The sequence below is a fragment of the Anaerosacchariphilus hominis genome, from assembly GCF_014290175.1.
GTDB lineage: Bacteria > Bacillota > Clostridia > Lachnospirales > Lachnospiraceae > Laedolimicola > Laedolimicola hominis.
In genome coordinates this window covers 39,160-51,310 of record NZ_JACOOR010000003.1, presented here as the reverse complement: position 1 = coordinate 51,310, position 12,151 = coordinate 39,160, and the positions used below count along the sequence as shown (strand labels likewise).

The window sequence follows — 12,151 nt, the reverse complement described above, 5'->3', positions numbered from 1 at the left end:
TTCCGTCCGAAAGCCGTTTTTTCGGAAGCGGCGATTCCGAAAGCAGATATTGTCGTGAACGGCTGACGCACTCTGGACAGAGTGGAACGGCAGCGCTGACGAAAGTACCTGTTCTCCGTGAAAATGAGTTCCGGCCTGCAACTGTGTTTGCGGGCGTATGCCGCCGGGAACGGAGCACGGCGGAAATAAGAAAAACGAGGTGGAATATGGAACGTCTGAAATTCATAGGAAAGAGACTGATTTATCTGGTCGTCATGCTCTTCGGCGTGGCCACCCTGGTATTTATTCTGACGAAAATGATACCGGGTGACCCGACCGTGGCGAACTTGAGCCAACGTGCCCTGAACGATCCGCAGGTGGTAGCGGCTTACCGGGCCAAATACGGACTGGATCAGCCGGTTTTCGTGCAGTATATTCTGTACATCAAAAATCTGTTGCATCTGGATCTGGGTACGTCCATCCGTACCAATAAGCCGGTGCTGGATGAGTTGGCCAGATGCTATCCGGCTACCATTGAGCTGGCGCTTTTCGCGATCATTCTGGCGGCGCTGTTGGGTATCTTGTTCGGCGTCATTTCCGCTATTAAGCGAAACAGCATCCTTGACCAGGTGGTGCGCGCCCTGTCCGTGACCGGCGTCAGCATCCCCAGCTTCTGGTTCGCCCTGTTAGTGCTGTATTTCTTCTATTATAAATTACATATTTTCCCGGGACCGGGTCGTTTAAGCAACAGCTTTTCCGCTCCGGCCACAGTGACGGGTATGTATGTCATCGACAGCCTCATCGAGGGCAATCCGGCCAAGGCGCTGGACGCTCTGCAGCATCTGATTCTGCCGGGACTGGTGCTGGCGGCCTTTACCATGGGCCTGATTACCAGAACGACCCGGTCGAACCTGCTGGATGTCATGTCCACTGATTATATCCGTACGGCCAGAGCCAAGGGCTTAAGCCGTGTGGGACTGATTGTACGCCATGCTTTGGGCAATGTGCTGATTCCGGTGCTGACCGTCATCGGTCTGGGTCTGGGAAACCTCTTAGGCGGCATGGTACTGGTGGAGACCATCTTCAACTGGCCCGGCGTGGGACAGTTTGCCTATGAGTCGGTGCTTTCCGTGGATTATCCGTCCATCATCGGAGTGGCGCTTCTGATAGCTTTGAATTACATGGTGATCAATACGGTCGTGGATATTCTCTATGGCGTCATTGACCCGAGAGTGAGGTGCAACGGATGATTCGTTCAATCAAAAAAATGTTCAAATCCAACTATTTATTTACGCTGGGTGTTATCATCTGTCTGGCCTGGATCCTGCTGGCGATTCTGGCGCCGGTTATCGCGCCCTATGACCCCATTGCACAGGATCTGACCCTGCGGCTGCAGGCGCCGTCAGCGGAACATTTCTTCGGTACGGACAACTTTGGGCGGGATATCTTCAGCCGCGTGATTTACGGCGGTCGGTATTCCCTGCTGGCAGGCTGTCTGACGGTGGTGATCGCGGGCGTCATCGGTACCTTTTACGGAGCCATCGCAGGCTACGTGGGCGGCTGGGTGGACAATGTAATGATGCGTCTCTCTGAGATGATTCTGTCCTTCCCGTCCCTGATTCTGGCCATGATCATCAACGCTGTGATGGGTTCCAACCTGTTCAATACCATGTTCGCTCTGGTCATCGTGGCCTGGCCCACCTATGCCAGACTCATGCGAAGCGTGGTCTTAAGCGTCAAAGAAAATGAATATGTGACTGCTTCCGAGGCACTGGGCGCGTCCAGGCTCCGGATTCTGTTGAAAGAAGTTATCCCGAACAGTATCAGCTCCGTACTGATTATGGCGACTACCGATATCGGAAATCAGATCCTGATGTTCTCGACCTTAAGCTTCTTAGGCCTTGGCTCCGCGCCGCCTACGCCCGAGTGGGGCATGATGGTGTCCGACGGTGTGGGCTACTTCAATAAATTCTGGGTGGCAGGCTTCCCGGGACTGGCGATCTTTACCATGGCCGTGGGCGCGAACTTCATCGGCGACGGCCTGCGGGATCTGCTGGATCCGAAGCTGAGAAAGCAGTTTTAAATGGCAAGAGAGGAGACGGAAGTTATGTTAAAAGAGAATAGAGTAAAACGTGTGCTGGATGCGTTAAAGGAAATGGGCTTAAGTCAGATGCTGATCGTGGATCCCATGTCCATCTATTATCTGACCGGCGTATATATCGCGCCCTTCGAGCGCTTTTACGCCCTGTACCTGCGGGCGGATGGAAAACATGTGTATTTCCTGAACAAGCTGTTCACCGTACCGGAAGAGGTGGGTGTGGAGAAGGTCTGGTATGACGATACGGATCCGGCAGCCGAGATTGTGGCGAAGTATCTGGATCACGATAGTGTGTTGGGTGTGGATAAGGATCTGACCGCCCGTTTTCTGCTTCCTTTGATGGAAATGAAAGCGGCCACAGGTTTTGTCAATGCGTCTCTGGCGGTGGACAAGACCCGCGGCGTCAAGGATGCCGAGGAGCAGGAGCTGATGCGTGTTTCCTCCGATATCAATGATAAAGCCATCGCGAAGTTTAAGACCCTGATTCATGAGGGTGTCACCGAGAAAGAGGTGGCTGAGCAGACCCTGAAAATCTATCAGGATTTGGGAGCCGACGGCTTTTCCTTCGAGCCCCTGGTAGCTTTTGGAGCAAATGCGGCGGATCCCCATCATGCGCCGGACGATACGGTGGTGAAGCCGGGAGACTGCGTGCTCTTCGACGTAGGCTGCATCAAGGATGGCTATTGCTCTGACATGACCCGTACCTTTTACTACAAGGAGGTCAGTGAGCAGCATCAGCTTGTATACAATATGGTGCGCCGGGCCAATGAGGCCGCTATTGCGAAAATCAAGCCGGGTATTCCGCTCTGCGAGCTGGACAAAACAGCCCGGGATCTGATCACCGAAGCGGGCTACGGACCCTATTTCACCCATCGTCTGGGCCATTTTATCGGCCTCGGCGAGCATGAGTTCGGTGACGTATCCTCCGTGAACACGGATAAGGCCGAGCCGGGCATGATTTTTTCCATCGAGCCGGGCATCTACCTGACCGGGGATACCGGCGTTCGGGTGGAGGATCTGGTGCTTGTGACCGAGGACGGCTGCGAGGTGCTGAATCATTATCCGAAGGAACTGGAGATCATCGGTTAAGGAGAAATTAAAATGAATCCGATTGCTGCTTTATATATGAAAAACGGGAAAAAGATTGTGATTGAGCTGCTGCCCGATGCAGCGCCCAACACAGTGAACAGCTTTATTTACGTGGCCTCCCGCGGTCTCATGGATCACCACGCCATCCAGCGCATCGTCCCGGGCAGCTGGATCGACGTAAGCTACACCGCCTTCGGCAAAAAAGAGGCCCAGTACCTGATTCCCAATGAATTTGAGCTCCATCCGGAGATCACACCCCTGGATTCCCATCCGGGCGCAGTCTGCATGGGCGGTTACGGCGCGGACGGCCTGGCCTCCTGCGAGTTCTTCTTCCCCCTGCGGGACTGCCCCGACCACAAGGGCGTCTACCCGGTCTTCGGCCGTGTTCTGGAAGGTATGGACGAGATCTACCGCCTGGAAAAAGTCAAAACCATCCCCGTAGACTTTCCCATCCCCGGCGTAGAAGTCAACGAGCCCGTAGAACCGGAAATCATCGACCGTGTAGAGCTGGAGCTCCACGGCCAGACCTATCCTGAGCCGATCCGCATGAAGGAGCAGAAGCTGCCACCCTGCTGGAAATAAAAAAGAATACAGAAGAAACCTATGTTAGAATAAACATGATTTGCAGAAACAGACATCTATCGAGGAGGAAAGATTTGACAAAAATACTTCTGGTCGAGGACGACTCAGCAATTATTGAAAATTTGAGTGCGGTGCTGAAAGCGGAGGGCTTTTGGGTGCAGGCGGAGGCGGGGCAGAAAGAGGCGCTGGAAGCGCTTCAGAAGGAAAGCTTTGATTTGCTGCTGCTGGACGTGTCCCTGCAGAATGGCAATGGATTCACAGTGTGCTCGGCAGTGAAGGCGGAGTCGGATACGCCGGTGATTTTTCTGACAGCTTCGGGGGATGAATTCAGCGTGGTGACGGGACTTGACCTGGGAGCGGAGGATTATATCAGGAAGCCCTTCCGGCCAAGAGAGCTGATTTCCCGGATTCGGAGTGTGCTGCGCCGCTGCGGGAAGACTGGGGCTATTGTGGAGCTTGGGGATCTGCGGGTGGATACGGTGCGGGCGTTGGTGACGAAGGGCGGCGCGGACTGCTGCCTGTCGGCGCTGGAGTACCGGTTGCTGTTATTCTTTCTGAATCACAGGGGCATGGTACTGACCAGGGGACAGCTTCTGGAGGAAATCTGGGATGCCGCCGGGGAGTTTGTGAATGACAATACGCTGACCGTATATATCAAAAGATTGCGGGAAAAGATAGAGACGGATCCGCAGAATCCGACGATTATCCGGACGGTGCGGGGACTCGGGTATAAGCTGGAATAAAAAACGAATTTGGCTGTTGATTCTAGAGTAAAAGAGATGGAAAGCAGAAAGTATGGGAGGAATCCATGCGATATCTACGAGACAAAGAATTCAGAATGAGCGTACTTATATCGGCCTGCGTCGCTGCCATCACGGCAACGGCAGGCTTTTTTCTTATACGACAGCAGGCGGCTATGGCCGGATTCCTGCTGGCGGTTCTTGGCTGTGTATTGGTCATTGCCCTGTGGCTCGCCTTCACGCTGTGCCGCTACCGCCGTCTGGAAAAGCTGGCCGCGGACACAGATCGGATGCTTCACGGAGAGCGGGATCTGAATTTTACCCAGTATCGGGAGGGAGAGCTTGAGATTCTGGCCAATGAGCTGTCGAAGCTGCTGAATCGTCTGAGCGAGCAGGCCGATCATTTGCAGGCGGAGAAGGTATACTTAAGCGATTCCCTGGCCGATATCTCCCATCAGCTGCGGACGCCCCTGACCTCCCTGAACCTGGTGCTGGCCCGCCTGGGCCAGGAGACCGACCTGCAGGAGCGTCGCAAGCTCCTCTACGAGGCCGGACAACTCCAGGGCCGCATCAGCTGGCTGGTGGAGGCTTTGCTTAAAATCTCCCGGATTGACGCGGGTACCGCGGTATTTGTACAGGAACAGGTAGAGGTACAGAAACTTATGGATAGCGTGCTGGAGCCCTTCGCCATCCCAATGGAGCTGCGGGAGCAGCAGGTGAAGCTGGACATTCCGGCAGAGACCGCATTTACCGGGGATTTCTCCTGGAGCTGTGAGGCGGTCAGTAATATTGTAAAAAACTGTATGGAGCATGCGGGCGAGGGCGGCGTCCTGACGCTGCGCGCTCAGGAAAATAGCCTCTACACCGAGCTGGTCATCGAGGATAACGGTCCGGGCATCGCTCCGGAGGATTTGCCGCATCTCTTTGAGCGGTTTTATAAAGGAAAGTGTTCCTTCGGCTCCGGCATCGGCATTGGACTGGCCCTGTCGCGCATGATCATCAAACAGCAGAACGGCTCCATCAGGGGCGAGAACCGGGCGGAGGGCGGGGCCCGGTTTACGATTCGCTTCTATAAAGGTATTGTATAAAGTGACAAATCTGTCACCGGAAAGTCACGCCCCCGTCATCTGTGTCCTGTATACTGAATCCATAAAACGGGAAACCGGCCGTCCGGGAGTGCTTCACGAACCACAGAAAACCCCGCCGCGCCCATTTCTCAAGAGGAGGCAGACATGGAAGTCTTAAAAGCAGAACATCTCACCAAAGTATACGGCTCCGGCGAAAACGAAGTGCGGGCCCTGGACGACGTATCCTTCTATATCCAGCGTGGCGAATTCGTGGCCATCATCGGCCCTTCCGGATCCGGTAAATCCACCCTGCTCCACATCCTGGGCGGCGTGGACCGGCCCACCTCGGGCAGAGTCTACCTGGACGGCATTGACGTCTACGGTCAGAACGAGGAGCAGCTGGCCATTTTCCGGCGGCGGGAGGTAGGCCTGATTTACCAGTTCTATAACCTGATTCCGGTCCTGAACGTGGTGGAAAATATGACCCTGCCTGTGCAGATGGATGGCCGAAAGGTGGGAGAGGAGCGCCTGCAGGAACTCCTGAAACTTTTAAGTCTGGAAGATCGGAAGAATCATCTGCCCAACCAGCTCTCCGGCGGCCAGCAGCAGCGGGTGTCCATCGGAAGAGCCTTGATGAACGCCCCGGCCATCGTGCTGGCCGACGAGCCCACCGGCAACCTGGATTCCAGGAACAGTCAGGAAATCATGGAGCTCTTAAAGCTCTCCAACAAAAAATACAGCCAGACCCTGGTTATGATCACCCACGACGAAAATCTGGCCCTCCAGGCCGATCGCATCATCGCCATCGAGGATGGCCGTATTGCCAGAGACGAGGTGATTCGTCGATGAAGAACGTATTTACCAGACTGACGGCGAAAACCCTGAAGGCTAACCGGACCCGGACCATGGTTACGATCATCGGAATCCTGCTGGCTACCGCCATGTTGACGGCTGTCACTACCTTTATTTCCAGCCTGCAGCACTATATGCTGGAAAATGTGATTGCGGAAAATGGGGACTGGCACGGGGAAGCCATGCAGATTCCGGAGAAAAAGGTGGAAGAACTGGCCGGAATGAAAGAAGTCACCATGCAGGTCACCTGGCAGGAACTGGGCTACGCTCTGGACGGGGTAAAGCCGTCTTATTATAATAGTTCGGCGCTGCCCTATTATTATGTGGTCGGAATTGACGCGGATTTTGAGAAACAGATGCCTATCCGGGTGACGGAAGGACGACTGCCGGAAAATGACCGGGAGCTGATTCTGTCAGATCAGGCAAGATGGGCGCTGAAACAGAATGGAACACCGGTGGCGGTAGGCGATACCCTGTCTCTGGATCTGGGAGAGCGCCTGTTAAACGGCGAACGGTTGGGAGCTGAGAACCCGGTTGTATACAGGGATGAGGAAAATCCGGATGTGGACGCGAGAAAAGAAGAGCTTCTGATCCGGGAACCCAGGGAGTATACCGTAGTGGGCTACATGGAGGAGCCGTATTACGGATGGCACAGCGCCGGTTTCCTGTGCTTTACCCGGAAAGATACGTCTCCGGTGTCGGATTGCCTCTATACCAGCTTTTTTAAGCTGAAAAAGGGCAGGGACATCTATGAGTTTACCGATGCGTATCTGAACGATTACAGCGTTACCTATAACAGCGAGCTTCTTCGGACACAGGGAATCTCTGCGAATCGCGCGTTTATGCGTCTGCTTTACGGCATGTCCGTGATCCTGATTCTTCTGATTATGACGGGAGGCGTATCCCTGGTGTATAATTCCTTCGCCATCTCGGTCAGCGACCGGACGAAGCAGTTTGGTCTGCTGGCGTCCATCGGCGCGACGCCCCGGCAGCTGCGGAGCATGGTATACCGGGAAGCGCTGATTTTAAGCAGCATCGGAATTCCTTTCGGCATCCTGTCCGGCATTGCGGGAATTGGCGTGGCCCTTTCCCTTACCTCCGGATCCTTTCGATATATTTATGAGGGAGAGATTCCCATGCGGGTTTACGCGTCCTGGCCGGCCCTTCTGACTGCGGCGTTGACGGCCCTTGTGACCGTATTGATTTCCGCCTGGATTCCGGCCAGACGGGCAGCGAAGATTCCGCCCATGGAAGCCATCCGGCTTTCCCGGGATATCCGGATTTCCGGACGGGAACAAAAAAGAACCCGCAAAACAGGCCGCCTCAGTCAGAAGCTGTTCGGGATGCCCGCAGGGCTGGCGAACCGGTATTTTTCCAGGGCGAAGAAGCAGTACCGGGCGACGGTGCTGTCCCTGTTTATCAGCATCGTGCTCTTTGTGTCGGCCAGTTCCTATTCCACCTATCTGAAAAAGAGTCTGTTCGATGCGAAGGCGGTGCCGGAATATGACGTATCGGTCTACGGCGTGCATGATCCAAAGCTTCGGCAGGAAATCGCGTCTGTGGACGGCGTGGAGCAGGCTCTGTATGTGCAGGAATGTTATCCGGATATTCTCTTGAAGCCGGATCAGATGGATGAAAGCGCCAGGAAAGAGCTCTGGGAGATGGAGAAAGATGAGAACGGCTATCTTCACCTGGATGGAAAACTGCTTGTGCTTTCCGATGAAGAATATGAAAAATGGCTGCTTTCCTCGGAAATTCCGGAGCCGGAGGAAAAAGACGGACAGATCCCGCTTATGATAGGAAATGAGGTCCGGGCCTACCATTCTGCCACAGGCCGATACCAGACTGTGAAAACCCTGAAATCTGCCGGGGAGCCTATAACGATTACGCTTACCGATTATACCGCATGGCAGGAGGCCCAGGAAGAAGCGGACGGAGGTCAGGTGGATCAGGAGCCTTATCAGATTTCTGTCACAGGCTATGCGGCAAAACTGGTAGAAAGCGGCCCCATGAATCTCTTTGCCGGTGATATGGGGCTGGGCATGGTAGTGTCAAAAAGCCAGCTTGCATCGCTACTCGGAGAAAAACTGGAAAGCTGTCTGCCCCGGGGCTGTGTGTATCTGAAGGCTGCGAACCATCAGAAGGTGGCGGAGGAGCTGAATAAACTGATAGAAACGGTAGATACGGAAGAGTATCTCTATGTAAATGACGCGGCCCAGGAGCTTCGCGGCATGAAGAGCATGCTGATGACTGTCGATATCTTTGCCTATGGCTTCATCGCCCTCATCTCCCTGATTGCGGCGGCCAATGTGTTCAACACCATTTCCACGGGCTTTCTGCTGCGCCGGAGGGAGTTCGCGGTGCTGTCCTCCGTGGGCATGACGCCAAAGGAAATGAACCGGATGCTCAGCTACGAATGTGTCCTTTACGGACTGAAAGCGCTGCTTTACGGTCTGCCGGTGTCCCTTCTGGTGACCTGGGCTATCTACCGGGTGGTGGGATCCGGTATGGATACGGAATTCTATGTACCGGCGGCAAGTATCGTGGTTGTGATAGCCAGCGTATTTCTGGTGGTATTTTCCACCATGTTGTATGCGAAAAGCAAGCTCCGGAAAGCCAATATCATCGACAGTATCCGGCAGGAAAGCCTGTAAGGAAATGTCAGATCATAAGTTTTTTAGAAAAGTTTATGGAATCTTCATTGATTCTTCCGGCGTAAAATGCTATTCTTCTTAACATGAAAACGCCGAATGAGAGAGTTTGGCTCTGCGGCGGACATGCTTCCGCCGCATTTTATTATGACAGGAGATAGCGATGAAAGAAGTCAAGAACAACAAGAAACCATTTATTTTTTATTACACCATCGTGATAGTGATCATGATTCTGTTAAATATGTTTGTCTTCCCGAGGGTTTTGAGCCCTACGGTAAAAGAAGTAGGCTACGACACTTTTCTGACCATGTTGGATAAGAAAGAGATCCAGCAGGTTCAGGTGGAGGATAATCAGATCATCTTTTCCGACAATGCGGATCCGGTAAACTACTATAAGACCGGCGTCTTCAATGACCCGGATCTGGTGAACCGTCTCCAGGACGCGGGCGTAGAATTCGGCACAGAGATCGTGGAGGAGGCCTCCCCCTGGATGTCCCTTCTGGTCTCCATGGTGCCTTTTATCATCATGATTGTCATCGGCCAGATGCTGATGAAGAATCTGAACAAGAAAATGGGCGGCATGATGGGCGGCAACGCCATGACCTTCGGCAAGAGCAACGCCAAGATTTACGTGGAGTCCACCACCGGCATCAAATTCTCCGATGTGGCGGGCGAGGATGAGGCCAAGGAGATTCTGACCGAGATCGTAGACTTCCTGCACAATCCGGCTAAATATACAGAGATTGGAGCTACCATGCCGAAGGGCGCGCTGCTTGTAGGCCCTCCGGGAACCGGTAAAACGTTGCTTGCAAAGGCGGTAGCAGGCGAGGCTAACGTTCCTTTCTTCTCTATTTCCGGTTCAGAATTCGTCGAGATGTTCGTGGGTATGGGCGCGGCCAAGGTCCGGGACCTGTTCCAGCAGGCCAATGAGAAGGCTCCCTGTATCGTTTTCATCGATGAGATCGATACCATCGGTAAAAAACGTGACGGCGGCGGAATGAGCGGCAACGACGAGCGGGAGCAGACCCTGAACCAGCTGCTGACTGAGATGGACGGCTTTGATGGCCGGAAAGGCGTCATGATTCTGGCGGCGACGAACCGTCCGGATTCCCTGGATCCGGCCCTGCTTCGTCCGGGCCGGTTCGACCGACGGGTTCCGGTAGAACTGCCTGATTTAAAGGGCCGCGAGGATATCCTAAAGGTTCACGCCCGGAAGGTCCATATGGGCGATGACATTGATTTCAACGCTATCGCCCGGGCGGCAGCAGGCGCTTCCGGAGCGGAGCTGGCCAATATCATCAACGAGGCGGCCCTGCGGGCCGTGCGCCAGAATCGGAAATATGTGACCCAGAGCGATCTGGAGGAAAGCGTGGAGGTGGTTATCGCAGGCTACCAGAAGAAGAATAAGGTTCTCTCCGACAAGGAAAAGCTGATTGTTTCCTATCATGAGGTGGGACACGCTCTGGTGGCGGCGCTTCAGACCCATTCCGCTCCGGTTCACAAGATTACGATTATTCCCCGTACTTCGGGGGCTCTCGGTTACACTATGCAGGTGGAATCCGGCGAACATAATCTGATGACCAAGGAGGAGATCGAGAACAAGATCGCTACCTTCACCGGTGGCCGCGTGGCCGAGGAGCTGGTATTTCACTCCATCACCACCGGCGCGTCCAACGATATCGAGCAGGCTACGAAGCTGGCGAGAGCCATGATTACCCGGTTCGGTATGAATGACGAGTTCGATATGGTGGCCATGGAGACCGTCAGCAACCAGTATCTGGGCGGTGACACTTCCCTGGCATGCTCACCGGAGACTGCGACATTGATAGATAAAAAGGTGGTAGAAGTCGTGAAGGCCGAGCATGAGAAGGCCAGAAAGCTCCTGAGTGAGAATATGCCGAAGCTCCATGAGATCGCCAAATTCCTGTACGAGAAGGAGACCATCACCGGCGAAGAATTCATGGAAATCCTGAACCGGAAGGAAGCAGCGCCGGCAGAAACTGAGTAAAATTTTATTCGAAACTTATATAATAGGAAGAAATCCGAAACAGGCGTCCGGACAGAAAAATAATTACTGTCCGAACGCCTGTTTTGTGCTATAATGGAAAGGTATATGGAAAAGAGTATGAAAACAGGGAGTAAAACAGACATTATGGCACGAGGCAGAAGAGGAAAAGGAAAAAATCAGGCAAAGCGTTTTCTGCTGGCGGTGGTGGCGCTGGTGCTGGCAGCCATCTATCCGGTACAGGAGCAGCTTACGAAAGAGACAGGCGGAACCGCCGTGTCCGACGGTTCCACGCTGGAGGTCCATTATCTGGATATCGGACAGGGCGACTGCACCTTGATACGGCAGGGCGACCATGCCATGCTCATCGACGCAGGCAATAACAGCAAGGGAACCAAGGTGCAGGCCTATCTGGAAAATCAGGGCATCAATCATCTGGACTATGTCATCGGTACCCATCCGGACGCGGATCACATCGGCGGTCTGGACGTGATTATCTACAAATTCGACTGTGATCAGGTGTGGATGCCCGATTACAGCAAGGATACCCGGACCTACGACGACGTGATTCAGGCGGTAAAAGCCAGGGATTACAAGGTGACCCATCCGAAAGCGGGCGACGTATATACGCTGGGCGAGGCGGAGGTCACGGTGGTGTGCCCGGTGAAGGACAGCTACGGCAGTAATGCCAATGACTATTCTATCGGAGTGCGGGTGCAGTTTGGCGAAAACAGCTTCTTATTTACCGGGGACGCGGAAGAGCATTCTGAGGAAGATATGGTGGCCAGCGGCGAGAACCTGAAGGCCGACGTCTACAAAGCGGCTCACCACGGCAGCCGCACCGCCAATACGGAGAACTTTATAAAGGCCATCGATCCCCGGTATGTGGTCTTCAGCTGCGGCGAGGGAAATACCTACGGACACCCCCATGCGGAGGTCCTGGACAGGCTTCGGAAGATGGGAATCCAGATCTTCCGGACCGATGATCAGGGAACCGTAGTGGCCGTGTCAGACGGACAAACGATCGCCTTTAACACATCCCCGTCAGATAACTGGACGCCGGGAGAACCGAAAGGAAAGTAGAGGAA

Annotated in this window: 10 protein-coding genes; all 10 read left to right on the top strand. The window is 54.1% G+C overall.

The features are described 5' to 3' along the window. The first annotated feature begins 206 nt into the window (after positions 1 to 206). The 10 genes from H8S44_RS05155 (at position 207) to H8S44_RS05110 (ending at position 12,146) form a co-directional block, all read left to right on the top strand. Complete coding sequence (locus H8S44_RS05155; protein WP_186871573.1) at positions 207 to 1,229, top strand: ABC transporter permease; 1,023 nt, start codon at positions 207 to 209, stop codon at positions 1,227 to 1,229. After that, a complete protein-coding gene (locus H8S44_RS05150; RefSeq protein ID WP_186871572.1) occupies positions 1,226 to 2,062 on the top strand; it encodes an ABC transporter permease in 837 nt (278 codons plus the stop codon). Before H8S44_RS05155 ends, H8S44_RS05150 begins: the two co-directional genes overlap by 4 nt. A 24-nt stretch (positions 2,063 to 2,086) precedes the next feature. After that, positions 2,087 to 3,166 carry a M24 family metallopeptidase gene (locus H8S44_RS05145; protein ID WP_186871571.1) on the top strand — a complete coding sequence of 360 codons (1,080 nt, stop codon included), beginning with the start codon at positions 2,087 to 2,089 and terminating at the stop codon, positions 3,164 to 3,166. Positions 3,167 to 3,178: 12 nt separating this feature from the next. Continuing rightward, positions 3,179 to 3,748, top strand: coding sequence for a peptidylprolyl isomerase (locus H8S44_RS05140; RefSeq protein ID WP_186871570.1), 570 nt, complete (start codon positions 3,179 to 3,181; stop codon positions 3,746 to 3,748). Positions 3,749 to 3,822: 74 nt separating this feature from the next. Continuing rightward, positions 3,823 to 4,491 carry a response regulator transcription factor gene (locus tag H8S44_RS05135; RefSeq protein WP_186871569.1) on the top strand — a complete coding sequence of 223 codons (669 nt, stop codon included), beginning with the start codon at positions 3,823 to 3,825 and terminating at the stop codon, positions 4,489 to 4,491. A 65-nt stretch (positions 4,492 to 4,556) separates the two neighbouring features. Further along, entirely contained in the window at positions 4,557 to 5,576 is a 1,020-nt protein-coding gene (locus H8S44_RS05130; protein WP_186871568.1) for a sensor histidine kinase, read from the top strand. Between the two features lie 144 nt (positions 5,577 to 5,720). After that, entirely contained in the window at positions 5,721 to 6,404 is a 684-nt protein-coding gene (locus H8S44_RS05125) for an ABC transporter ATP-binding protein (protein ID WP_158363101.1), read from the top strand. After that, positions 6,401 to 9,061: an ABC transporter permease gene (locus H8S44_RS05120; protein WP_186871567.1), complete on the top strand. Its 2,661-nt coding sequence runs from the start codon at positions 6,401 to 6,403 to the stop codon at positions 9,059 to 9,061. The genes H8S44_RS05125 and H8S44_RS05120 overlap by 4 nt, the downstream gene beginning before the upstream one ends. A 160-nt stretch (positions 9,062 to 9,221) precedes the next feature. Further along, a complete protein-coding gene (gene ftsH, locus H8S44_RS05115; protein ID WP_186871566.1) occupies positions 9,222 to 11,066 on the top strand; it encodes an ATP-dependent zinc metalloprotease FtsH in 1,845 nt (614 codons plus the stop codon). Positions 11,067 to 11,210: 144 nt separating this feature from the next. After that, a complete protein-coding gene (locus H8S44_RS05110) occupies positions 11,211 to 12,146 on the top strand; it encodes a ComEC/Rec2 family competence protein (RefSeq protein ID WP_186871565.1) in 936 nt (311 codons plus the stop codon). Positions 12,147 to 12,151: the final 5 nt, after the last annotated feature.